Here is a 22729-nt window from a genome sequence, read left to right as displayed (position 1 = left end):
GCAGGGCCGATCCGGAGGGAGTGGCGCGCATCGTCGCGCTCGACTGACCATGGACGACGACTTCACCGCCCGCGCCGGGGACTACTGGCCCCGGCTCACGCGCACGGCCCGTCTGCTCACGGGGAACTCCGCCGACGCGGACAGACGCGCGAGAGCCGCGGTGGCCGAGGTTTACGCGCGGCGCCGAGTCCCGGGCGACGACGCGGAGTTCTACGTCCGGCGGGCTCTGGTACGGGGTTTTCTGCGACGGAGGCCACGGCTGGTCGCCCGTCTCGGGCACTCCTGGGATTCTTGGGGTTCCGGGGGCTCCCGTGGCTCCGGTGGCTCCGGGGGCTCCCGTGGCTCCGGTGGCTCCAGACACTCCAGACACTCCAGGCACTCCGGGCGCTCCGGGCGCTCCAGGTACACGCCGGAGCCGTACGTGCCCGATCCGCTTGACCCGCTCACCGAGGTGCTGGCCGGCCTCCCGCCCCGTCGGCGGGCCGTGGCCGTGCTCGGGCACTGGGACGGCCTGACCCACCGCGAGATCGCCGCGCTCCTCAACTCCTCGCGGGGAGCGGTGAAAGCGGTGCGACGCCGGGCGGACAGAACCCTGCGCGCCCACGCCGCGTACCGCGAAGGCCCGTGCGGCGAGGGCCCGTCCGAGGCCCCGCCCCTTCCCGGGCCCGCCATCGAGGCGGCCGGTCGCACGCTCCGCAAGCAGCGCCGGCGCACCACCGCGGTGCTCACATCCGTGGGTGCCCTCCTCCTCGTACCCCTGGTCGTGGGGGCGGTGCGCGGCACGGGTTCCGGGTCCGGCGGGGTCACGGTCTCCGTGGAGAGGGCGGCGGTCCGTGTCGTGACGCCCGGCGAACGCGTCGCCGCCGCGCCCGGTGTGCAGTTCTGGCTCTCCAAGGACGGCACGCACCTGTCGGCACCCAGGCAGCCGAACCGGTTCCGCGACGCCGGGGAGGGCGGGTCCGCCGGTCCCGGCCTGACCCTCCGGGCGGACTCCACGACCGGCGAACGGATCTTCCTCTCCGGCGTCCACCGGGGCACCCGCGAGGCCTCCCGCGTCGAGGTCCGCACGACCGAGGGCACGTTCACCGCACGCCTGCTCACCCTGGCGGGCTCCCCCGGCTGGTCCGCCTGGTACGTGGACACCCAGCTCACCGGCAGCGACACGTCGTCGCCGGGCATCACGGTGAAGGCCTACGACTCCGCCGGCACCCTCCTCGCACGGACGGACACCCCCTCATGAACGCCCGCGCGACCACCCGTGTGAACGCCCGCGACCCGCTCCGCCGCGGCGGCACCCGCCTCCACCGCATCGGCACGCTCCTGCGGCGGATACGTGTCCGCCGGCGCCGTACGCGCGTCCGCCGCCTCCGCCGCGTGCTGGCCGCCCTGCTGACGCTGTTCCTTCTGGTGTGCGCCGCGGTCGTCGTCGCGTACCGGATGACCCCCATACCCGAGCCGCATCCGGAGACCGTCAGCCAGAGCACGGTCTTCGTGGACACCGGGGGCGAGTACCTCGGCAGGCGCGGCCCGGTCGACCGCCAGGACATTCCCCTCAAGCAGGTCCCGCGGCACGTCCAGGACGCCGTGATCGCCGCGGAGAACCGCTCCTTCCGTACGGACTCGGGGGTCGCCCCCTCCGCGATCCTGCGGGCCGCGCTCGCGACCGTGACGGGCGGCGACCGCCAGGGCGGCTCCACGATCACGCAGCAGTACGTGAAGAACGCCCTGCTGACCCCCGAGCAGTCCCTCAAGCGCAAGGCGCACGAGGCCCTGATCGCCGTGAAACTGGACCGCACGAGGGCCAAGGACGACATCCTGGCGGGCTACCTCAACACCGTGTACTTCGGCCGCGGCGCCGCCGGCATCGAGTCGGCCGCGCGCAACTACTTCGGCGTCGGCGCCCACGACCTGACGGTCTCCCAGGGCGCCGCCCTCGCCTCCATCCTCAACCTGCCCTCGTACTACGAACGGGCGGGCGCGGACGCGAAGGTGACGGGAACCCTGGAGCGCCGCTGGGTGTGGGTGCTCGACGCGATGGCGGACTCGGGGGCGATCAGCGCCCGCGAACGGACGGCCGCCCGCTTCCCCGCCTTCCGCTTCTACCCGCCAGGCGGCACGAACGGCCAGCGCCAGTACCTGATCGACACGGCGTCCGCCGAGGCCGCGGACCGGCTCGGCATCACGGAGGACCAGCTGGCGCGCGGCGGCTACAAGGTGCACACCACCTTCGACCTCGGCCTCCAGGACGAGACGGCGGAGCTGGTGCGCGAGCGGACGCCCGACAGCGACACTGGCGGCAAGGGCGGCAAGGGTGTCCAGGTCGTCAAGGGCGTCAAGGGTGCCCGGCTGCACACCGCCGTCGTCGCGACCGTCCCCGGCGACGGCGCGGTCCGGGTGCTGTACGGCGGAGCGGACTACGCCCACCAGCCGTTCAACGACGCCGTCGACGGGGCGGTCGAGGCGGGCACGGTCCTCGACCCGTTCGCCTACAAGGGTCTGCGGTTCGGCGACCCGCTGAGCGAACTCGTCAAGGAGACGGCTCCCACCCCGCTGCGCCTGAACTCGGCGTACGCCACGCTGGCCGCCGACGGCACCTACGCGGCCCCGTACACCGTCGCGAAGATCACCAAGGCGGGCCGTACGGTCCACACCGCACATGCGAAGACGCGTACCGCGCTGCACGGCAAGGAGGCGGCGGTGATCACCGAACTGCTGAACGTGCCGGGCGGCGAGGGCGGTGCCTTCCTGCCCGGTGTCAAGGACGGGGCCTTCGCCCCGGCCAGGGCCGTGCCCGCCGTGCCGGTCGTGCCGGTCGTGCACTCGGCCGGCGCGGGCAGCGGGCCGGGCGCCCGGACGGCCTGGCGGAGCGTGTACTCGCCCAAGCTCGCCCTCACCCTCGCCCTGTTCGCCGAGCGCGGCGGAAAACCCGTCCGGGTCGCGGGGCTCACCGGCGACCTCCCGCCCGACTCGTACGCGGCGCTGGCGGCGGACGAGGTATGGCGGCTGGCCGGCTCCCCCGGCGGCCGAACCCCGCAGCAACCCAAGCCCACAAGCGCGCCGGTTCCCTAGGGGGTGCGCTGGGGTTGGTTCCGTGGGGTGGGGTCCCTGGGGTGGGTTCCCGTGGGGCGGGTTCCCTGGGGGCGGCGGGTTCCCTGGGGCGGGGCGAAGCCGGGCGGGCGGGCCGGGTCTCCGGGCCGACCGCCCGGACCGCCGGGCCGCCGGACCGCCGTCCGGGTCACCAGGCCACCGGCCGGACCTCCGGGCCGCCAGCCGGATCATCGGGCCGATGGTCGGACCTCCAGACCGCCAGACCGCCCCGGTGGGCCGCCAGACCGCCGGGCCGCCGGGCCGCCAGCCGGATCATCGGGCCGATGGTCGGACCTCCAGACCGCCAGACCGCCCCGGTGGGCCGCCAGACCGCCGGGCCGCCGGGCCGCCGGCCGGATCACCAGGCCACCGGCCGGACCTCCGGGCCGCCAGCCGGATCACCGGACCGCCGGCCCGACAGACCGGCAGACCGCCGGCCGGGCCGTCGGGCCGCCGACCGGGGCACCGGGCCGCCGCCGACCGGGTCACCCGGACAGGCCATCCCGTTGGTGGGTGCGGCGGGGCCGTGATGCTGTGGACGGGTGCCCGGTGACCACGTCCAGCCCGACCCGCGCATGCTGCTGACCCAGGCGGAACTGGCGGCGCTCGCGGACGCCGTGCACCGCTCCGAGAACGTGGCGGAGTCCGCGGAGCGGCTGCTCGACGAGCTGACGCTGACCCGGCGGCTCCTCGACCACTGCCCGGCCGGTATCGCCGTTCTCGACAGCGGGCTGCGCTACCTCTACCTCAACGACGCGCTCGCCCGGCTCAACGGCGTCCCGGCCGCCGAGCACCTCGGCCGCCGGCTGCGGGACGTGCTGCCGGACCTGGAGACCTCGGAGCAACTGCTCGCGAAGGTGCTGCGTACGGGAGTTCCGCAGGTCATCACGGTCGGCGGACAGACCCCGGCCGACACGACGGGCGGCAACAGGTGGTGGCTGGGCGCCTACCACCGGCTGTCCGGACCGTCCGGAGAGGTCCTCGGGGTGGCCGCCGTCGTCCTGGAGGTCACCGACGCGCTGCGCGAGCGCGAGGACCTCGTCCGGGCGCGCAACCGCATGGTGCTGCTCGACGAGGCGAACCGCAGCACCGGCGCGACCCTCGACCTCGGCCAGGCCTGTCAGTCGCTGGCCGACCTGCTGGTGCCGCGCTTCGCGGACTACGCGGCGGTGGACGTGGTGGACCCGGAGGGAACCACCCAGGTGACCTCGGCCCGGTATCCGCTGCGGCTGCGCCGGATCGCGCTCGCCACCACACCGGAACTCGCGGAGGTGTCCTCGCCGCTCGGCCTCCTCGGCGAGTTCGTCGTGTACCGGGCCGGGTCCCCCATGGCCCACGTGCTGGCCGACCGGCGCCCGCTCGTCCTCACCCACCCGGCCGACGAGGCCCTGCGCCAGTTCTCGGTGTCGTACGAACGCAAGGAGCACTTCCGCCGGATGGGCGCGCACTCCGGGATCTATCTGCCCCTCGCGGTCCACGATGAGCTGGTGGGCGCGGTGATGGTGTTCCGGGCCGGTGACTCCGCCCACCTCACCGACGCGGACGCGGAACTGCTCGGCGACCTCACCGACCGGGCCGCCACGGGCATCGCGCACGCTGTCCGCTACACCCGCGAGCACGAGACGGCACTGGAGATGCAGCGGGCCTTCCTGAACACGCCGACCGTCACGGGCCCCGGTGTGGAGACCCTGGGCCGCTATCTGCCGGCGGGCGCGGGGGCGGAGGTGGGCGGCGACTGGTTCGACACACTCGCGCTCCCCCACGGCCGCACCCTGCTGGTGGTGGGGGACGTCATGGGGCACGGCATCCGCGCGGCCGCCGCGATGAGCGAGTACCGCTCGGTGCTGCGCACCCTGGCCGTCCAGAGCAGCACCCCGGACTTCATCCTGCTGCAGGCCGAACGCACCGCGCTCACCCTGGAGTTGGACCGGGTGGCGACCTGCCTGCTGGCCCTCCTGGACCCCCGCCGGGAATGCGCCACCTTCTCCAACGCCGGCCACGTCCCCCCACTGCTCGTGGCCCCCGACGGCACCCGCACCCTGCTCGACCTCCCGGTCGCGCCACCTCTGGGAGTGGGCCTGGGCTCCTTCTCGGCCACCACGATCCCCGTCGCTCCCGGCTCGGTCCTCCTCCTGTGCACCGACGGCCTGATCGAACGCCGCGACCGCGACATCGAAACCGGCCTCACCACGTTGGCCGACCTCCCCATCGACCCGGCGGCCCCCCTCCGCACCCTCCTGGAAACGGTCACCACCCACCTGGACCCGGCCACCTCGGAGGACGACGTGGCCATCCTCCTGGCCCGCACCAGCCCCCCACCCCCGCACCCGGACCACTTGCCCTGGCTCCCCCAGGGCTGGATGCACGGGCGAAACTCACCGCCGGGCTGAGACCGGGCTCCGGTCCAGGCGCGTGACCACGTGGTCATGGAAACGGTCGACGGCCTCGTCGACACTGCGGATGAACCCGGATTCGGCGGTGCCCCGGGTACTGCCCATGCTCCGGAAAAGGGACAGCCGGAAGCCGGCGATCTCGGCGTCGTTCCTGGGAAGGATGTCCCCGGGCTCCGGACGGAGTCGTTCCAGAGTTCCGCGAGGCCCGCCCGACTGACCCACCAGCAGGGTCTCGACGTGCAGGTCGGCAGGGGCGTCGGAAAGCTGACGGACAAGCCGCTTGGCCCAGGTGAGCGGGTAGCCCTGCTCGGGGGCGGCGATCTCGATGGATGTACGAAGCTTGCCGGTCCGCAGGTCCGCGGAGAGCGCGAGAATGCCCGGTGTGCCCTCGATACGGAGCTCGGAGTCCAGTCTGCCCGCCAGACAGAGCTGGTCGGCGAGGGTCTCGCGACGGACGCGGGGGTCGGTTCCGCGCTTCGCCCGTTGCACGGGGAGCACTTTCTGCCCCAGCTCGCCGCCCAGACGCAGGCACACCTGCCGCACGAGGCGTTCCCAGTTCTCGACCACCTCCACGGCCAGTCTGTCGCCCTGGCAGAGAGTCTCGTCGTCGATCCCGTTGCGCACGGGCACCCAGGCCGGCCCCATGTTCTGGAAGCCGTGGCATCCGGAGTTGTCGTGCTGGAGGTAGTGCAGGAGTTCCTGGAGCAACCACGCGTGCGCCGCGTTGCCGACGCCTTCGTGGCGAATCAGCATCTGTGCCTGGTGGGTGACGTCAGCCCACGACAGGTGCCGCAACGCCACCTTGTGCTTGCGTCGGCCATCCGTCTTCACATCGACCAGCGGGCTGCCGTCCAGCTCCACGTCGTTGGACAGGGTGATCACGGCCTCGTAGCCGCGCCGGGCCGCTATGTCCGCGTACGCCTGCACCTGGTCCGCCTTGAGACTGTTGCCGTTGGTCTTGGTCTCGATCAGCGCGGTCCACAGCTTGCCGGCACGCTCCACCCGAATCACACCGTCCGGCCGGCGCGGAGAGTCGCCGTTCGGCAACGAGACCTCGGTGAACGTCTCCATGCGTCCGGCGGGCGCCCCGAACTCCGCGGTGAGCCGCCGGCCGAACTCCGGTACCTGCGCCATCACGGACAGCAGCACGGAAGTCGCGCGGGTCTCCCTGTCCCGGTCGCTCTTGAGGGCGGAGACCGGGAAGAGCCGGGCCGCCCGCCAGGAGTCGTTCTCGGCAAGCGGCTTCTTGGCCACCTTGGGCAAGGTGACCTTCTTCTTGGCCGTACGGGGTCGGGGCACCGACTTGGCCATCGGCTCGGCGGAATCCTTCGTCACCGGCTCCGCCGTGACCTGCGCGGGAGCGGGATCGGGATCGGGAGCGGCAGTGGGGGACGGGGCAGGGACGGGCGTCGAAACCGTCCCCGTCTCTGCCGGGGACACCGCCTCCACAGCCACGGAATCGGCCGCGGCTTCCGCCCCCGCCTCTGCCGCCGCCTGGGCTTCCTCGACCTCCCCCGCGTCGTCGTCGACGTCGACGCCGTAGTCCTGGGCCAGACCGGCGAGTCCGGACTCGTATCCCTGCCCGATGGCGCGGAACTTCCAGTCGCCGGCCCGTCGGTACAGTTCGCCGAAGAGCAGTGCGCCGACCGCCCCGGCATCCTCGATGGAGAACCGCAGCAGCCCTTCGCCGGAACCGTCGGCCAGCGTCACCCGGACATCGTCCAGGTCCCCGAAGCCGGCTCCGTTGTAGCGGCTCGCCGCCACGATGATCTGCTCGACGTCCGCTGGAATCGCGGTCAGATCGAAGGTGATGCGGTCCTCGTTGCCGTTCGCCGTGGGCGTCTTGCCCAACAACTGCACGGAACCGTCCGCCGCCACGGGATTGTTGTAGAAGTAGAAGTCCGCGTCGCTGCGAACCTTGCCGCCCGACGTCAGGAGAAGGACGGACACGTCCGCGTCGCCTTCGCCCGTCGGGCTGCTCCAGCCCAGGCTCACCATCACAGAGCCCACATCTTCGCTCAACGCCGTCAGTTCGACATTGGCGCCCTTGACCAACTTGTGCACAAGGCCCCCCCGGATGCACCGCCGACCAGGAGTTACCTGACGGCTCATTTGTCGCAATGTGTGACGCGCCCCACACCCTGCGCATGCAGGAGGGAACTGTAACGCCGGAATGAGGGGCATCGGTCCCGAATGGACTACTTACCCGGGCACGTCACTCCGTGGGCAGGTCCGGTTGCAGGCGGATCGTCGCGGTGGTCATCGTGTCCAGCATCGAGGGCGACCGCGGCCAGCCCTCGTAGCGGACGCTCAGTTCGCGGCCGTTCGTCTCCACCGAGGCCACGCTGTACGGCAGGTCGAGTCGGCTTATGTCCCGGCGGCGCAGCCGTGCGGGCGGACGACGCTCAGGCAGTAGGACCAGAATCGTCGTCAGTTCCGCCAGCACCTCGCCCGTGTCCTCCGCCGAGCAGACGACGCCCACCTCGGTGCCTTCCCGGCGGCCCAGGGCGAACAGCTCGCCGCGGTGCCAGGAGCTCGCGGACAGCTGCCATCGCGTGGCATCGCCGGTGAACGCCGTGGAAGCGGTGCCGAAGCATCCCTCGTTGCGGTCGGCCCAGGCGGACAGGACTGCGTGGCTCACCGCCCTTCGCTGGGCCGCCTGTCGCGTGTCACGCAGTGTCAGGCCGGTGAGCACACCGACCAGCGCCAACGTGATGACGGCGAGCAGCAGCGACAACTGCCATGGGAATCCGAAGAGGAGACCGGTCACCACGAGCACCGCCGATGCGCCCACCGCGATGAAGGAGCCCTCTTTCAGCGCTTCCCGCTCTTCGTCGCCGGACGGCATGGAAGGCAGTACACCACCGACCGCGACGGACCGACACCGCCTTGCACGAGGGATCACGAGGGATCACGAGGGATACGGACGCCGTGCCGGGGTTCCGGCTCACGCCTCGACGATGATGGTGCCTATGGCCGACTCCGGGCCGGGCCCCTGCGGACGGTCGACCTTCCACCAGCCCAGCACGTCCTCGTACTCCGGCTGGGCAATCGCACGGCCTTCGGCAGTCATCAGGCGTCCCTGGTACGCCTGGGCGTACCGTGCCCGGACCGAGTACACGCCGGGTTCGTCGGGGACGACGAGCTCGCACGACACGCTCACCCACTCCGCCGGACCCGGGTTGTCCTCCGCCGGCGCCTCGACGCTCGTACCGGCGTTGACCACCTTCAGGCCGCCGCCGCTGCGCTGCTTGCCGTTCCACACCGACGCCTGGGCCCGGTCCTCGCCCGCCAGTCCGACGATCACCTGGTTGACGGCGTTCCCGCACTCCGAACAGTCGTGCAGCACATCGAAGCCGATCCGGTGCGAACCGCCTCCCCGGACTCTCACCACGGCGCCCCGGCCATCGATCCGCACGTCACGGATCCTGAACCGCGACGGCTCCACCATCCCGGTGCCGGGCGCGGGAGCCGTGCCGGGGTGGACATCGCTGTGACTCGTCTTGTCGGTCATGAGCCAAGTCAACAGGCCACCACTGACAACGACTCGGCAATTCAGCGATTCAGCGATTCACCGCTTCTCGTACGGGTCCGAAGGCGCCGTCGTCGTCTTCATCGACACGGCGTCCAGTACGGGACGGGCCGCGTCCGTACCGGGTTCTCCCGTGGGGTGCCAGGTTCCGGTGACCGCCACCCAGGTGTCGGCCGCCGGGGCGTCCTCGCCGCGGATCTCGACCTTCAACGCCTGCGCGTCGGCGGCGCAGCAGGTGACGAGCAGCCGGGCCACGGACCAGGTGCCGTCGTCGTCGCGGGTCACGAAGCCGGTCAGCCGGACCGTGCGCCCCTTCAGGGACGCGCCCGTGTCCCACTCCGCCCGCGAGGCGAACACGCCCAGGGTCAGGTCGAGGGGGTCCCCGGCCGGGAGCTTCGGGAAGGTGCCGGCACCCTGTGCCGCGACCCTCGCCTCCTCGCGTTCCGCGCTGTACGAGCCGAGCGCGGGCGGCGGGAAGAGGAGGAGGGCCAGGGCGGGAGCGGTGAGGAGCCAGGCGATGCGGGGGTTACGGGTGTGGTCGTGGGCGTGGTCGTGCTCCTGGGCGTGGTCCTCCGCCCGGTCGGGATCGGCGCCTTCACGGTCACTTGCTCCCTCGTACTCGTACTCGTCCCCGTACTCGTCGTGCTCGTACTCGTGCTCGTACTCGTACTCGTCCTCGTCCTCGTCGTGGGTTCGGGCGAGCAGACCCAGTAGGCCGAGTGCGATCAGTGCCGCGCCGGAGACGACGAGGTACGGGCGCAGGCCCTCCTTCACATAGCGTAGGTACAGCTCGCTGAAGAGGGCGATCCGCAGCAGTGCCGACCCGCACAGGATCAGCAGCACGCCCTGCGGACGCAGACGCAGACGCGGGCGCGGGCCTGGGCGGACGCGGGCGCGGGCGCGGGCGCTCACAGCAGCCACCCGCCCACCAGCACGCTGCTCACCACGGCCACCACCCACGTCACGGACGAGAACCGCACCGCGAACGCCCGCCCGAAGGTCCCCGCCTGGAGAGCGATGAGCTTCAGGTCGACCATGGGCCCGACGACCATGAAGGCCAGCCGGGCCGTGGGCGAGAACCCGGTCAGCGAGGCCGCCACGAAGGCGTCCGCCTCGGAACACACGCACAGTACGACGGCGAGGACGGCGAGCAGCAGCACCGACAGCCAGGGCGAGCCGGTGAACACGTCGAGCAGGGACCGCGGCACCAGGATGTTGAACGTCGCCGCGGCGGCAGCCCCCAGCACGAGGAAGCCCCCGGCGTGCAGGAAGTCGTGCTGCAGCCCGTCCCGGAAGCCCGGCCAGCCACCCCCGGCGCTCGCCGTACCGCCTCCACCGCCTCCGCGCCGTACGGAAGGCAGCCACTCCTCCTTGCCGAACCGCACCCACAGCCATCCCATCGCGACGGCGGTGGCGAGGGACGCGACGAGCCGGGCGCCGACCATGGCCGGATCTCCCGGGAAGGCGATGGACGTGGCGACGAGGACGACCGGGTTGATGGCGGGCGCGGACAGCAGGAAGGCGAGGGCCGCTGCCGGGGCGACCCCGCGCCGCATCAGACTGTCCGCCACGGGCACGGACGCGCACTCGCACCCCGGCAGGACGGCCCCGGCCGCCCCGGCGACGGGCACGGCGAGCGCCGGGTTCTTCGGCAGGACGCGTCGGAAGACCCGCTCGGGCACGAACGCCCCGATCGCCGCCGACACGACCGTGCCCAGCAGGAGGAAGGGGATGCCCTGCACGGCGACGGCGGTGAAGACCGTCCACCAGGCGGCCATGGCGGGGGTGGCGAGATCGAGCACGACCATGGGCCCGAGCACCGACCCGACGGTGACGATGGCGAGCAACGCCACCCCGCCGACCACCGCGTACACGAGCGCCCGGGCCACCACCCGCACCGCGTCGGCTGCATTCCGTCCGTTCTCCATACGAGAGAACAGGCTAGCGACGGCTCCTGTGCACAACCTGGGCAGGGCTTGTCGGGCCCACGTCGGGGTGCCCTCTCAGGGGCGCGGGACTGACGCGGGACCTAGTGGGGAACCGCGTTCGCCGCGCTCACCAGCGCGGCGAACGCCACCACGGCCGCACCGAACGCCGCGATGAAACGAGCCGGAAGATAGCGCGTGGCAATGCGTCGGAACACGGCGGCAACCTCGCAACGTCAACGTAGGCCAGCGTATTAAATGTGCTTCATCGTGCGCTTAACGCGCCGCTTAACCTAGGGCGTGTTCGCCTCCGGGGCAAGGGCCGCATTGAGCCGTTCGACGGCCATCCCGCAAGACTTAACTTGGCCGTTTCAACAGGAAGTTGGATAGCGGACAGGTGTAAGTCGGCTTACTGGCATGCTTACGCCATGGCCGAGCGCGACGACCCGGGAATCATCGGGCGCAGAGTGCAGCAACTGCGTACGGAACGCGGGCTGACACAGAGACAACTGGCGGAACCCGCCTACACCCCCGCGTACGTCTCCACGCTGGAGGCAGGACGCGTACGGCCCTCCGAGGAGGCACTGCGGCACATCGCCGAACGGCTCGGGGTCGCCTACGAGGAACTGGCCACCGGGCGGCCCGCCCATCTCGCCACCGACCTGCGGCTGCGGCTCACCGACGCCCAGCGCACCCTGGCGACCGGCGAGGCGGAGATCGCCGCCGAGCAGTACACCGCGCTGCTCGCCGAGGCGCAGGCCCACGGCCTGAACGCCGAGTGCGCCGCCGCCCTGCTCGGCCTCGGCGAGTGCGCCATGGACACCGGCGACCTGGCGACGGCCCGGCTGCGTTTCGAGGAGTCGGAGAAGCGGCTCGCGGACGAACCGCTGCCCGTCCGCGTCCCGGCCCTGCGCGGCCGTGCGGTCTCGCACTACCTCGCGGGCGAACTCCGGTACGCCTGCTACCTGCTCGAATCCGCCATCGACGAGCTGAACAAGGGCGGGCTGCACGACCCGGACGCCCTGCTGCTGCTCTACTCGGCGGTGATCGCGCCCTACATGGACATGGGGGCGCACGCGCGGGCGGCGCAGGCGGCGGAGTTCGCGCTCGCGCTGGCCCCACAGGTCGGCGACCCCGCGCTGCTGGCGCGTATGCACCGGTCCGTCGCCCGCACGATGATCGCCGAGGGGCGGATGGCCGAGGCCGACGCGTCCCTGGGCAAGGCGGCGGAGCTGTACCGGCAGCTCCAGATCCGTACCGAGCTGGCCAACTGCCACTGGATGCGCGGGTACCTGTACGCGCAGAACGGTGACCTGGAGCGCGCCGAGAGCGAGTTGCGCGAGGCGCAGGCCATGCACTCCGCGCAGCGCGCCGCGCTCTACACCAGCCAGGTCGCGGTGGAACTGGCGGACGTGCTCCACCGGCGCGGCAAGTCGGACGAGGCCGCGTCCCTGCTTCACGGCGTCCTGGGCGACCTCAGCTCGGAGCGCGGGGCCGTCCACTCCGCGGGCGCGCACCGGCTGCTCGGCATCATCGCGGAGGACAGCCGGGACACCGAGACGGCCGAGGAGCACTACGTCCGCGCGCTCAGCCTGCTGGAGCGGGCGGGCGCGGCGGGTGACCTGGCCGACCTGTGCCGCCTCCTCGGGGACCTGCTGCGGCGTACGGGCCGGATCGACGCGGCGCTGGACGCGTACCGGACGGGGCTCGGCCACCGGACGGCTCCCGGGACGACGACACTGGGCCCGGCCCCGGCCCACCCGCCGCTCTGACGGGCCCCGCCTGCCCCGCCTGCCCCACGTGCCCCGATGTGACGGAAACCATCCCAAACACCCCTCCTCCCGCCGTTCCGCCCCCTCTACGGTGGACGGATGTCGCCCTCCGCCCCCCTGTCCCCCCTCGTCGAGATCACCCGCACGTACGCGCCGCGTTTCGCGGAGTTCGCGTTCGAGCCGGCGTTCACGGCGGCCGTGGATCAGCACGTGGCGGAGTTGCGCGACCGGCTGACGGCGGCGGGCCCCGGTCTGGTCCCGCTCCCGCCGGACCGCGAGACCCTCACGGACTACGCCCTCGGTTTCCTGGACGGGCTCGCGGAGACGGACTGGCGGGAGCCGGTGGGCCACGACTACGCGGTGTGCCGCCTGACGGCGATCACCTGGCTGGTCGACCTGCACGGGTTGATCCCGCCCCAGCGCGACCACTAGCCGTGAGGGCGTTCGCGCAGTTCCCCGCGCCCCTGAAAAGCGGGGCTGCGCCCCTGCTTCTCATCTTTCAGGGGCGCGGGGAACTGCGCGCTCAACCCCCACCGACCCGCACATGACAGGAAAGCCGGGGCGCAGCCCACTCAAGGGGCGCGGGGAACTGCGCGAACGCCCCCACCGACCCGCAGGTGAGTCACACGGGTCACATGTCCATCGTCGAGCCGGAGTCCGGGCCCGAGCCCCGATCCGTCCGCTCGCGCGCCGGCTGCCCGCGCAGGGCGTCGTCACGGCCCGACTGATACGCCGACATGCTCCCCTTCGCGTTCGTCGACTCCCGCTCAGCCGTGTCCAGCCACCGCTCCCACCGCTGCCGCATCGGCATGATCATGCCGCCGCCCACACCGACGATCAGGATGCCCGCCACGGCCGCGAGCGCCGCGTACAGCACCGGCTGCGTGACCGCCGTCGCGATGCCCGCCTGGCCGAGCGCCGCGATCACGCCCAGCGCGAGGATGCAGGCCCACATCATGGTCGCCACCGTCTTCCCGTAGGAGACGGACGACAGCGCGCTGCCCACGACGGTGCGGACCCCGTTCGCGATGGCCATCGCGATCACCACGAGGACCACGGCGACGATGCCGCGCGGCAGCCAGGCCACGATCCCGTTGATCATCTCGCTGACGGGGTTGGCGCCGAAGACGCCGAGCGCGAGCTGCAGCGTGATCAGCATCAGCGCGTAGTACACGATCTTGCAGACGATCCCCGTCATGTCGTACTTGGACTCGCTCAGCAGCCGTTCCGTGCCGGCCCGTTCCGACAGGCGCTCGGAGCCCGCCTTGCGCAGGACCCGGTCCAGTACGCGGGCGATCATCTTCGAGATGATCCAGCCGATCACCAGGATGACGAGGAACCCGATGAGCTTGGGGACGAATGTCGCGATCTTCGACCAGGCGTCGTCGAGCCCCTGGGTGAAGTTGATGGCGAGCGTGCCTGCCATGCCGCACTTCCTTCGGTGGGTGTCGTCCCCCTCCCTCGTGGATAGCAGCGGCACCCGGCCACAACCGCGCTGAACACCGCCATACGAGTGATACACGCGCCACATACGCTGACCCGGTGACCTCTCCCGCCGAACCCCCCGCCGTCAGGGTGCCGCGCAACGGCGAACGGCCGACCCTGGCGACGGTCGGCCCCGGCGTACGGACGCTGGTGTCAGCGGCGCTAAAGATGTTCGCCCCCTAGGGGGCTTCCAGGCCCTGTGGCCGCGCGCTCAGACCTGCGTCCGGAGTCGGCTGAGGTTGCGCCGGATGTCGTCCAGCGCGCCCTGCCGGCGCCCGGGGACCCGGCCGCGCAGGCCGGCCAGCGCGGGTCCCAGCTCACGGGCCCGCGTCGAGTCGCCGATACGGCCCCACTGGTGGTGCGCCCGGTCGACGGCCGCCTCGACACCGGGCGCGTCCGGGGGCTGCCCCGCGGTCAGCCGCGCGTCGGCCACCGCCAGCCAGATCCGGCAGCTCAGCTCGGCGTCGCCCGCGAACATGGCCAGGTCCGCGCGCACCTCCATCCAGTGCACGACCTCGTCGGCGCCCGGCCCGTAGGTCCGCAGCGCGGTCCGCTCCCACCGCTCGGCCAGCACGGCGGCCTCGGCATGCCGCCCGCTCTGCACGGCGGCGGTGATCTCGGCATGCGGATCCACCGGGGCGGGCACGGGAACCGGCACCGCCACGGGCGGGGTCGCGGGCATGGGTACGGCGGCGAGGTAGGGCACGGGCGCGGGTGCGGCGGCCGGCGCCGCCGCGTACCCGTGGGCCGTCGCCGGCCCCGGCATCGGAACCCCCGCGCGGTACCTGGGCTCGACCGCGAGTACGAGGTCCCGGTGGGCGGAGTCCGGGTCCTCGCCGTACGAGCGGGTCAGCGCCTGCTGGTGGAGGTGCGCGAGCGGCGGACGGTGACCGCTGCGGAGGATCGTGGCCAGGGACTTCATGTACGTGGGTACCGCCATCGCGCGTCGCGGGGGAGGCGGGGCCACGCGGCCGTACAGCGCGACTCCGGGGCCCCCGGTGAGGGGCTGGCCGGCCAGTTGCTGCCAGGTCTCCGCGTCGGTGTGCAGGTCGACGAGGAGCGTCGTACTGCCCGGGGCGCGCAGGCGGAGCTCCTCACGGATCCAGTGCCACGGGAAGCCGGTGTAGCGGACGGTCGCGGGGGTCGTCCGGGCGAGCGCCAGGTGCGGACGCCGCTGACGGCGGTCCAGTTGGAGCTGCCCGGTGAGGAAGACCGTGAGCGGGCCGGGGGCCGTCGCGGCGGCCCGCAGCCGGGTCAGGACCGCCTGCGGCTGCAGGGGGTCCGCGAGCTCGACCACGTTCGCGGTGTCCGTTCCGGAGAGCACGGAGGGCGCCACCGCGGCCAGTACGGGGAGCACGGACGCGGCGTCGACGAGGCAGCCCCTGCCTGTCGGCGACGCGGCGATCAGCAGTACGGTTCCGGGCATCGCCGTCCCCCTCCCCTTCTCTTCCCCATCGATCACCACGGCAGCACGGTAACCGGTGCGGGTGCAAAGGGGGTTGCGGTGGGGGTGATAGGGGTGGGTGGTGGGGGTTTGTTCGGCGTCCGGCTCACCCACGGGCCGGGCGGACCGCGAAGATCGTCGTGTCGTCCACCAGGTGGCCCGTGCTGTGGCGGAGGGTGCCTTCGCGGACCAGTTCCACCAGGTGGCGGGGGTGGGCGACGCCGGGGTCGACGGAGACGGCCAGGGCGACGCGTTCGTGGAGCGGGAAGAAGGCGCCCTCGGCGTCCCGGGCCTCGGTCACACCGTCCGTGACGAGCAGCAGGGTCTCGTCGGGGGCGAAGGGGACCCGGCGGACCGGCGGGACGTCCGAGGCCGGCCCGGCCAGCCCGCCGAAACCGAGCGGCAGGCCGTCGCCGGGCGGCAGGAGGCGTACCCCGGACGGACCGGCCACCAGCGGGGGCTCGTGCCCGAAGTTGACGACCTCGATACGCCCGCCCGGAGCACCCGGCGGCGGGAACCCGACGAGGACCGCGGTCGCGAAGCGTTCCACGCCGCGGGCCGGTTCCTCGCCCAGGTCCGCCACGTACTGCCGCTGGCGGCGCATCCGTGCCTCAAGCCGTTCGGCGACGACGGCCAGGGACGCCTCGTGGTACGCGGACTCGCGGAACGTGCCGAGCAGCGCGGCGGCGGCGGCGACCGCGGGCAGGCCCTTGCCCTGGACGTCCCCCAGGAGGACCCGGGTGCCGTGCGGGCCCGGCTGGATGTCGTAGAAGTCGCCGCCGACGCGGGCCTCGCTGTCGGCGGCGAGGTAGACGGCCGCGTGGTCCAGGCCGGCCCAGGGGGTGGGCATCGGGCGCAGCACGGTACGGCGGGTCGTGTCGGCCACGTCCCGCATGTGCAGCATGCGCCGCTCTTCCCGGACGCGTACGGCACACGCCGTGGTGGCGAGGGCGCCGCCCACGGCGACGAGGATGAAGTCGGGCAGGCCGGTCTGGTCCTGGTGCGGCCAGGCGGCGTCCACCTCGATGTACGTGACGAGGGCGAGGGCGGCGAAGACGGCCGTGCCTCGCACTCCGCAGATGGCCGCGGCGATGCCGGGGACGAGGACGATCCAGGAGATGATCCTGAACTCGCCCGAGGTGTTGCTGTCGATCACGGCGATCGCCATGAGGAGGAGCAGCGGGGGTGCCCAGGCGACGCTGCGTCCGCGCACACGGAGCAGTTGCTGCCGCTGGGCCCGCGTTCCCTGCTCCGCGCCGCCACTCATCCGCCCAGCGAAGCACGCACGAGAGCACCCCGCACGCCGGGGTTCGCGCCCCCCGCGAACCCGGCAGTCATGTGACCTGCGGCCCGGTTGGGGCCGGCCCGCCCCTCGAAAGCACGCCCCACCGCGAATCGATGCGGGCCCGGCGAGCGCTGGCCGCGCCGTTCCCCGCGCCCCTCGAAAGCGGGGCTGCGCCCCGGCTCTCGCCGCCCCTGGGGCGCAGCCCTTTGTCCTTGGGGGCGCGGGGAACGGCGCAGTCCTTTGTCCTTGGGGGCGCGGGGAACGGCGCAGTCCTTTGTCCTTGGGGGCGCGGGGAACGGCGCGATCAGCCCCCACCGCACCCGCGGCCGACAACCGGGCCGGGGCGCAGCCCCGCCTCGAAGGGGCGCGGGGAACTGCGCGACGAGCCCCCACCGCCCCACCGATGAGTTTGCGCGGCCCCGAGGGTCTGCATCCCGTAACCAGTTACGGAATCAGTCACCAGAACGACGCGGATGGGCGGACCGACATGACGAGCAGCAACCGCACCGACCACTGGGCCGGGCCGGCCATCGAGACCGCGGGCCTGGTGAAGACCTTCGGCGACACCCGAGCGGTCGACGGCGTGGACCTGCGGATCGAGCCGGGCACGGTCTACGGCCTGCTGGGCCCGAACGGCGCGGGCAAGACGACGACCGTACGCATGCTGGCGACCCTGCTGCGTCCCGACGGCGGCGAGGCCCGCGTCTTCGGCCACGACGTCGTACGGGAGGCGGACGCGGTCCGCGGCCGGGTGAGCCTCACCGGCCAGTACGCGTCCGTGGACGAGGACCTGACCGGCACCGAGAACCTCGTGCTGCTGGCCCGCCTGACGGGCCACGCCAAGAAGGCCTCGTACGACCGCGCGGCCCAACTCCTGGACGCCTTCGGCCTGTCGGAGGCGGCCGGTCGGCAGGTGAAGAACTACTCGGGCGGCATGCGGCGCCGTATCGACATCGCCGCGTCCATCCTGAACACCCCGGACCTGCTGTTCCTGGACGAGCCGACGACGGGCCTGGACCCGCGCAGCCGCAACCAGGTGTGGGAGATCGTGCGGGCGGTCGTCGCCCAGGGCACCACTGTCCTGCTCACGACCCAGTACCTGGACGAGGCCGACCAGCTGGCGTCCCGGATCGCCGTCATCGACAAGGGCAAGGTCATCGCCGAGGGCACCAAGGGCGAACTGAAGGCGTCGGTGGGCGCGGGCGCCGTGCACGTACGGCTGCGGGACGCGGACCGGCGCCCGGACGCCGAGCGGGTGCTGCGGCAGGCCCTGGGCACCGACGTCCAGTTGGAGCCGGACCCGGTGGCGCTGACGGCCCGGGTCGGCAACGGCTCGCCGGACGGCGCCGCAGCCGCCGAGAAGGCCTCCCGCGCCCTCGCCGAACTCGCCCGCGCGGGCATCACCGTCGACAACTTCTCCCTCGGCCAGCCGAGCCTGGACGAGGTCTTCCTCGCCCTCACCGGCAAACCCGACCACCCGCGGACCCCGACCGGAACACAGGGCCCGACGCAGAACCCGCCACAGGACCCGACACAGCTGAAGAAAGAGGCCACGGCATGAGCACCGCGACCCAGTCCTCCGGCACCGGCACCGGAACCGCGGACACCGCGGACCTCGCGCCGGTCCGCACCGAGAGCCTCGCCGCGATCCTGGTCGCAGGCGAGCGCCCGCCGCGCCCGAACGCCCTGCAGACGTCCCTCACCTTCGGCTGGCGGGCCATCCTCAAGATCAAGCACGTACCGGAGCAGCTCTTCGACGTGACGGCGTTCCCGATCATGCTGGTGCTGATGTACACGTACCTGTTCGGGGGCGCGCTCGCCGGTTCCCCCGAGGAGTACATCCAGTACCTCCTCCCCGGCATCCTCGTCATGTCCGTCACCATGATCACGATGTACACGGGCCTCGCGGTCAACATCGACATCGAGAAGGGTGTCTTCGACCGCTTCCGCTCGCTGCCCATCTGGCGCCCGTCGACGCTGGTCGGCTATCTGCTCGGGGACGCCCTGCGCTACACGATCGCGTCGGTCGTGATGCTCGCGGTGGGCCTGATCATGGGCTTCCGTCCGGACGGCGGCGTCCAGGGAGTGGTGGCGGGCGTCGTCCTCCTCATCGTCTTCTCGTTCGCCTTCTCCTGGGTGTGGACGATGTTCGGCCTGCTGCTGCGCACGGAGAAGTCGGTCATGGGCGTGAGCATGATGATCCTGTTTCCGCTGACCTTCCTCAGTGACATCTTCGTCCGCCCCGAGACGATGCCGGGCTGGCTCCAGGCCTTCGTCAACAACAACCCCGTCACCCACCTCGCCTCGGCGGTCCGCGGCCTCATGGAGGGCTCCTGGCCGAGCGCCGAGATCGCGTGGTCGCTGGGCTGGGCCGGGGTACTGGTCGCGGTCTTCGGCCCCGTGACGATGAGGCTCTACAACCGCAAGTAGGCGACAGCCGACAGCCGATCACCGGCAGCCGACCCGCCGAAGCCTCCGAAGCCTCCGATGCTTTTGATGCTTTCGATGCTTTCGATGCTTTCGAAGGGGCGGTCCTGGTCCCCCGGAAGAACGCAATCCGCGTCCGGATGCAGTCACCCCGGCCGCGCCAGGATGGCGTGGGGCCCGGCCGGGGTTCTTCCTTGAGGAATGCGCAAAGACCTCTCGGCGCTGCGGAAAGTCCTCTCGGCGCTGCTGATCGTGCTCGCCTGCGTCCTCGTGCCGCTGGGCGGGCTCTCGGCGTGGGCGAAGTACGAGATCGGCGACACCGGGCGGTACGTCGACACGATGGCGCCGCTCGCCGCCGGGCCCGACGTACAGGGCGCGATCGCGGACACCGTCACGGACGGGATCATGAGCGAGGTCGAGGTCGGGCCGCTGGAGGGGGAGGTCCGCGCGTACGTCCACCGGGCAGTGCGGTCCTTCACCGGTACGGAGGCCTTCCGCGCGGCCTGGACCACGGCGAACCGGGCCGCGCACGACGCCGTCCTGCGGGCCCTGCGCAGCGACAGCGAGGGTGCCGTCACGCTCGACCTGGCCCCGGTCACCGCCCGCCTCAAGGCGCAACTGGCCGACGACCGCGTGCCGTTGGCGAACCGCATTCCCGTCGAGCACACCGAGGTCACGGTCCTCGGCGCCCAAGAACTGAGCTCCCTGCGGAAGGGCTTCCACATGCTGGAGATCGCCGGCTTCTGGCTGCCGCTGGCGGCGGTCGCCCTGGCCCTCGGCGGCATCCTGCTGGCCGTACACCGCCGCCGTGCCGTCACGGCCACCGCGCTCGGCATGGCCCTGGGCGCCGCCCTGCTGGCCCTGGCCACGGTCATCGGCCGGGCCATGACCCTCGCGGGCCTGCCCGAACACGTCTCCCGCGCCGCGGCGGGCGCGGTCTACGACGCCCTCACCGCGACCCTGCGCACCGCGACCTGGTTCATCCTCGCCCTCGGTCTCACGGTGGCGCTGGCGACCTGGCTCACGGACGCCCGCGCGCGACGTCGCGCAGCGTCCGCAGCGCCTGTCCCAGCACCGGTACCGGAACCGACGCGAGCCCGAGCCTGACGGCGTCGGGCGCGCCCCGCGGCCCCACGGCGAAGGCGGGTCCCGGGGTGACCGCGACCCCGCGTGCGGCGGCGGCGGCCGTGAAGGTGTCGGCGCGCCAGGGTGCGGGCAGCTCCCACCAGGCGTAGTACGCGTACGGGTCGGCCCGTACCGTGAACGTGTCGAGCAGTTCCGCGACGACACTCTGGCGCCGGGCCGCGTCGGCCCGCTTCCTCCCGACGAGCCGCTCGACGGTCCCGTCCCGGATCCACCGCGTACCCGCCTCCAGCGCGAACCGCCCCGCCGTCCACCCGCCCGACCGCAGGGCCGCGGCCACCGCCCTGAGCCGCTCCTCGGGCACGACGAGGAAACCGACGGTCAGCCCGGGCGCGACCCGCTTCGACAGCCCGTCGACGACGTGGACGCGCTCGGGCGCGTACGCGGCGAACGGCACGCCTTCCTCATGGAGGAAGGACCAGACGCGGTCCTCGACGACGGGCAGGTCCAAGTCCCGCACGACAGCGGCGATCTCGCGCTTCCTCTGATCCCCCGCCGTCACTCCGGTCGGATTGTGCAGCGTCGGCTGGACGTAGAGGGCGGAGAGCGGGGCGGCGCGGTGGGCGGCGGTGACGGCGTCGGGCCGCAGTCCCTCCTCGTCCGTGGCGAGCGGCACGAGCGTGCAGCCGATCCGCTCCGCGATCTCCTTGACCAGCGGATACGTGAGCGCCTCGACGCCGACCCGCCCGCCGGGCCGTACCAGCGAGGCCAGGACGCCCGCGATGGCCTGCCGGGCGTTGCCCGCGAAGAGGAGCTGCCCGGGCGCGGGCCGCCACCCGGAACCCGCGAGCAGTCCCGCGACGGCCTCGCGCGCGGCGGCGGTCCCGGTCGCCGGGACGGTACGGGTGGCCTCGCCCAGCACGTCGGCCCGCAGCAGCGGCGCGAGTCCGGCTGCCATCAGCTCCGACTGCCCTGGTACGGCGGGGTAGTTGAGCTCCAGGTCGACCTTCATCCGAGAGTCGTGGTCGTGCGTGGCCTCCGCGAGGGCCCGGCCCGAGGGGGGCGGCGCGGCCCGTACGAAGGTGCCGCGCCCGACCTCGCCGACGACGAGCCCGCGCCGCACCAGCTCGCCGTACACCCGCCCGGCCGTGGACCCCGCGATGTGCCGGCGCCGGGCGAACACGCGCTGGGGAGGCAGCCGTTCACCTGCCTTCAGCCGCCCCGAGTAGATCTCCTCGGCCAGCCGGTCGGCGATACGCCGGTAGTCCTCCACGCCCACCCCTCCCGTTCTCGGATTCGGATTCGGATTGCACCGAGAGCAAAGATCTTATTGCACCTTATTGCACCGAGGAGTTGCGGGGATCTAGGGTCCGGTCATGGCTCCCTTCCTCGCATACGAGGACAAAGGCCCGCATGCCGCCTCGGTGCTGCCTCTTGTCCTGATCCACGGCCACCCCTTCGACCGCACGATGTGGGCTCCCCAGGTGGCGGCCTTCGCCCCGCACCGCCGGGTGATCGTGCCGGACCTGCGGGGCTACGGCGCGTCCCCGGTCGTCCCCGGGACCACCCCGCTCTCCGTCTTCGCCCAGGACGTGGCGGCCCTCCTCGACGACCTCCGGGTGCCCGAATTCGTCCTCGGGGGGCTGTCGATGGGCGGCCAGATCGCCATGGAGTGCTACCGGCTGTTCCCCGAGAGGATCCGGGGCCTGCTCCTGGCGGACACGTTCCCGGCGGCGGAGACCCCGCAGGGAAGGCAGTCCCGGGGTGCGACGGCCGACCGGCTGCTGCGCGAGGGGATGGGCGGGTACGCCGAGGAGGTCCTGTACAAGATGGTCGCGCCGTACGCCCGCCCGGAGGTGGCGGCGCACGTCCACCGCATGATGACCGGTACGTCGGCGGAGGGGGCCGCGGCGGCCCTGCGGGGGCGGGCGGAGCGACTGGATTACCGGGAGCTGCTGACTCGGGTCGGCGTTCCCGCGCTGGTGGTGGTGGGGGAGGACGACGAGTTCACGCCGGTGTCGGACGCGCGGGCGATGCACGCGGCTCTGCCGGACTCGACGCTGTGTGTCGTAGGTTCCGCTTCCCACCTGCCGAACCTGGAACAACCAACACACTTCAACGAGGCCCTGACCGGCCTGCTGAACCGGGTCTGACGGGCTCGTTCGCCGCCTGCGGCCCGGTGGGGGTCGGCCGCGCCGTTCCCCGCGCCCCTAAGGGCGGGGCTGGGGCGCAGCCCCGTCCTCCAAGGGGCGCGGGGAACGGCGCGATCCGCCCCCACTCGACCCGCGGACGCCCC

Annotated in this window: 19 protein-coding genes; 10 read left to right on the top strand and 9 right to left on the bottom strand. The window is 72.6% G+C overall.

Features of this window, described 5'->3' with window-relative positions; translation table 11 throughout:
- Positions 1 to 421 precede the first annotated feature (421 nt).
- The 3 genes from ACIOKD_RS33010 (at position 422) to ACIOKD_RS33000 (ending at position 5477) form a co-directional block, all read left to right on the top strand.
- Entirely contained in the window at positions 422 to 1240 is an 819-nt protein-coding gene (locus ACIOKD_RS33010; RefSeq protein WP_402091362.1) for an RNA polymerase sigma factor, read from the top strand.
- Positions 1237 to 3069 (top strand): transglycosylase domain-containing protein, encoded by a 1833-nt coding sequence (locus ACIOKD_RS33005; RefSeq protein ID WP_402091360.1) that lies wholly within the window; start codon positions 1237 to 1239, stop codon positions 3067 to 3069. The genes ACIOKD_RS33010 and ACIOKD_RS33005 overlap by 4 nt, the downstream gene beginning before the upstream one ends.
- A gap of 560 nt (positions 3070 to 3629) precedes the next feature.
- The gene (locus ACIOKD_RS33000; RefSeq protein WP_402091358.1) at positions 3630 to 5477 is read left to right on the top strand and encodes a SpoIIE family protein phosphatase; all 1848 of its coding nucleotides are present in this window, start codon (positions 3630 to 3632) and stop codon (positions 5475 to 5477) included.
- On the opposite strand, the gene ACIOKD_RS32995 is transcribed toward ACIOKD_RS33000, so the two are convergent.
- The 5 genes from ACIOKD_RS32995 to ACIOKD_RS32975 all read right to left on the bottom strand — a co-directional run bounded on the left by ACIOKD_RS32995 (position 5463) and on the right by ACIOKD_RS32975 (position 10940).
- On the bottom strand, positions 5463 to 7592 hold the full coding sequence (locus ACIOKD_RS32995; RefSeq protein ID WP_402091356.1) for a TerD family protein: 2130 nt from the start codon (positions 7590 to 7592) through the stop codon (positions 5463 to 5465). The two genes, ACIOKD_RS33000 and ACIOKD_RS32995, sit on opposite strands and share 15 nt — an antisense overlap.
- 103 nt (positions 7593 to 7695) lie before the next feature.
- Entirely contained in the window at positions 7696 to 8328 is a 633-nt protein-coding gene (locus ACIOKD_RS32990) for a hypothetical protein (RefSeq protein WP_402091354.1), read from the bottom strand.
- Positions 8329 to 8427: 99 nt separating this feature from the next.
- On the bottom strand, positions 8428 to 8994 hold the full coding sequence (locus tag ACIOKD_RS32985; RefSeq protein ID WP_402091352.1) for a hypothetical protein: 567 nt from the start codon (positions 8992 to 8994) through the stop codon (positions 8428 to 8430).
- 57 nt (positions 8995 to 9051) lie between these two features.
- Positions 9052 to 9933: a TIGR03943 family putative permease subunit gene (locus tag ACIOKD_RS32980; RefSeq protein WP_402091349.1), complete on the bottom strand. Its 882-nt coding sequence runs from the start codon at positions 9931 to 9933 to the stop codon at positions 9052 to 9054.
- Positions 9921 to 10940: a permease gene (locus ACIOKD_RS32975; protein ID WP_402091347.1), complete on the bottom strand. Its 1020-nt coding sequence runs from the start codon at positions 10938 to 10940 to the stop codon at positions 9921 to 9923. The genes ACIOKD_RS32980 and ACIOKD_RS32975 overlap by 13 nt, the downstream gene beginning before the upstream one ends.
- A gap of 425 nt (positions 10941 to 11365) precedes the next feature.
- On the opposite strand from ACIOKD_RS32975, the gene ACIOKD_RS32970 reads away from it, so the two are divergent.
- Together ACIOKD_RS32970 and ACIOKD_RS32965 are read left to right on the top strand one after the other, a co-directional pair.
- The gene (locus tag ACIOKD_RS32970; protein WP_402091345.1) at positions 11366 to 12709 is read left to right on the top strand and encodes a helix-turn-helix domain-containing protein; all 1344 of its coding nucleotides are present in this window, start codon (positions 11366 to 11368) and stop codon (positions 12707 to 12709) included.
- A 99-nt stretch (positions 12710 to 12808) separates the two neighbouring features.
- Positions 12809 to 13141: a DUF6401 family natural product biosynthesis protein gene (locus tag ACIOKD_RS32965; RefSeq protein WP_402091342.1), complete on the top strand. Its 333-nt coding sequence runs from the start codon at positions 12809 to 12811 to the stop codon at positions 13139 to 13141.
- A gap of 199 nt (positions 13142 to 13340) precedes the next feature.
- Here ACIOKD_RS32965 and ACIOKD_RS32960 read toward each other — a convergent pair whose 3' ends face one another.
- Entirely contained in the window at positions 13341 to 14135 is a 795-nt protein-coding gene (locus ACIOKD_RS32960; RefSeq protein ID WP_402091340.1) for a hypothetical protein, read from the bottom strand.
- A gap of 116 nt (positions 14136 to 14251) precedes the next feature.
- Here ACIOKD_RS32960 and ACIOKD_RS32955 point away from each other — a divergent pair, with 116 nt between their 5' ends.
- Positions 14252 to 14377 carry a hypothetical protein gene (locus ACIOKD_RS32955; RefSeq protein ID WP_402091338.1) on the top strand — a complete coding sequence of 42 codons (126 nt, stop codon included), beginning with the start codon at positions 14252 to 14254 and terminating at the stop codon, positions 14375 to 14377.
- A gap of 28 nt (positions 14378 to 14405) precedes the next feature.
- Here the strand turns inward: ACIOKD_RS32955 and ACIOKD_RS32950 are convergent, their stop codons facing one another.
- Both ACIOKD_RS32950 and ACIOKD_RS32945 read right to left on the bottom strand, forming a co-directional pair.
- Entirely contained in the window at positions 14406 to 15620 is a 1215-nt protein-coding gene (locus ACIOKD_RS32950; RefSeq protein WP_402091335.1) for a hypothetical protein, read from the bottom strand.
- 124 nt (positions 15621 to 15744) lie between these two features.
- Positions 15745 to 16905: a PP2C family protein-serine/threonine phosphatase gene (locus ACIOKD_RS32945; RefSeq protein ID WP_402091333.1), complete on the bottom strand. Its 1161-nt coding sequence runs from the start codon at positions 16903 to 16905 to the stop codon at positions 15745 to 15747.
- A gap of 505 nt (positions 16906 to 17410) precedes the next feature.
- Here ACIOKD_RS32945 and ACIOKD_RS32940 point away from each other — a divergent pair.
- The 3 genes from ACIOKD_RS32940 to ACIOKD_RS32930 all read left to right on the top strand — a co-directional run bounded on the left by ACIOKD_RS32940 (position 17411) and on the right by ACIOKD_RS32930 (position 20457).
- Positions 17411 to 18484: an ATP-binding cassette domain-containing protein gene (locus tag ACIOKD_RS32940; RefSeq protein WP_402091330.1), complete on the top strand. Its 1074-nt coding sequence runs from the start codon at positions 17411 to 17413 to the stop codon at positions 18482 to 18484.
- Positions 18481 to 19353: an ABC transporter permease gene (locus tag ACIOKD_RS32935; protein ID WP_402091328.1), complete on the top strand. Its 873-nt coding sequence runs from the start codon at positions 18481 to 18483 to the stop codon at positions 19351 to 19353. The genes ACIOKD_RS32940 and ACIOKD_RS32935 overlap by 4 nt, the downstream gene beginning before the upstream one ends.
- 198 nt (positions 19354 to 19551) lie before the next feature.
- Complete coding sequence (locus ACIOKD_RS32930) at positions 19552 to 20457, top strand: hypothetical protein (RefSeq protein ID WP_402091326.1); 906 nt, start codon at positions 19552 to 19554, stop codon at positions 20455 to 20457.
- On the opposite strand, the gene ACIOKD_RS32925 is transcribed toward ACIOKD_RS32930, so the two are convergent.
- Positions 20372 to 21706, bottom strand: a complete 1335-nt coding sequence (locus tag ACIOKD_RS32925) for a PLP-dependent aminotransferase family protein (RefSeq protein WP_402091324.1) — start codon at positions 21704 to 21706, stop codon at positions 20372 to 20374. The two genes, ACIOKD_RS32930 and ACIOKD_RS32925, sit on opposite strands and share 86 nt — an antisense overlap.
- 103 nt (positions 21707 to 21809) lie before the next feature.
- Between ACIOKD_RS32925 and ACIOKD_RS32920 the strand changes: the two genes are divergently transcribed.
- Positions 21810 to 22586 carry an alpha/beta fold hydrolase gene (locus ACIOKD_RS32920; protein ID WP_402091322.1) on the top strand — a complete coding sequence of 259 codons (777 nt, stop codon included), beginning with the start codon at positions 21810 to 21812 and terminating at the stop codon, positions 22584 to 22586.
- The last annotated feature ends 143 nt before the right edge of the window (positions 22587 to 22729 follow it).

Source organism: Streptomyces sp. NPDC087844, from assembly GCF_044742785.1.
Lineage (GTDB): Bacteria > Actinomycetota > Actinomycetes > Streptomycetales > Streptomycetaceae > Streptomyces.
The sequence above is the reverse complement of the archived record's forward strand: the minus strand, read 5'-3'. Positions and strand labels throughout refer to the sequence as shown.

Coding starts and splice junctions, on each gene's coding strand:
- ACIOKD_RS32990 (WP_402091354.1), bottom strand. CDS start 8,328: ATGCCGTCCGGCGACGAAGAGCGGGAAGCGCTGAAAGAGGGCTCCTTC.
- ACIOKD_RS32940 (WP_402091330.1), top strand. CDS start 17,411: ATGACGAGCAGCAACCGCACCGACCACTGGGCCGGGCCGGCCATCGAG.
- ACIOKD_RS32935 (WP_402091328.1), top strand. CDS start 18,481: ATGAGCACCGCGACCCAGTCCTCCGGCACCGGCACCGGAACCGCGGAC.
- ACIOKD_RS32920 (WP_402091322.1), top strand. CDS start 21,810: ATGGCTCCCTTCCTCGCATACGAGGACAAAGGCCCGCATGCCGCCTCG.
- ACIOKD_RS32970 (WP_402091345.1), top strand. CDS start 11,366: ATGGCCGAGCGCGACGACCCGGGAATCATCGGGCGCAGAGTGCAGCAA.
- ACIOKD_RS32930 (WP_402091326.1), top strand. CDS start 19,552: ATGCGCAAAGACCTCTCGGCGCTGCGGAAAGTCCTCTCGGCGCTGCTG.
- ACIOKD_RS32995 (WP_402091356.1), bottom strand. CDS start 7,592: ATGAGCCGTCAGGTAACTCCTGGTCGGCGGTGCATCCGGGGGGGCCTT.
- ACIOKD_RS32965 (WP_402091342.1), top strand. CDS start 12,809: ATGTCGCCCTCCGCCCCCCTGTCCCCCCTCGTCGAGATCACCCGCACG.
- ACIOKD_RS32945 (WP_402091333.1), bottom strand. CDS start 16,905: ATGAGTGGCGGCGCGGAGCAGGGAACGCGGGCCCAGCGGCAGCAACTG.
- ACIOKD_RS32975 (WP_402091347.1), bottom strand. CDS start 10,940: ATGGAGAACGGACGGAATGCAGCCGACGCGGTGCGGGTGGTGGCCCGG.
- ACIOKD_RS33005 (WP_402091360.1), top strand. CDS start 1,237: ATGAACGCCCGCGCGACCACCCGTGTGAACGCCCGCGACCCGCTCCGC.
- ACIOKD_RS32985 (WP_402091352.1), bottom strand. CDS start 8,994: ATGACCGACAAGACGAGTCACAGCGATGTCCACCCCGGCACGGCTCCC.
- ACIOKD_RS32960 (WP_402091340.1), bottom strand. CDS start 14,135: ATGGCAGGCACGCTCGCCATCAACTTCACCCAGGGGCTCGACGACGCC.
- ACIOKD_RS32950 (WP_402091335.1), bottom strand. CDS start 15,620: ATGCCCGGAACCGTACTGCTGATCGCCGCGTCGCCGACAGGCAGGGGC.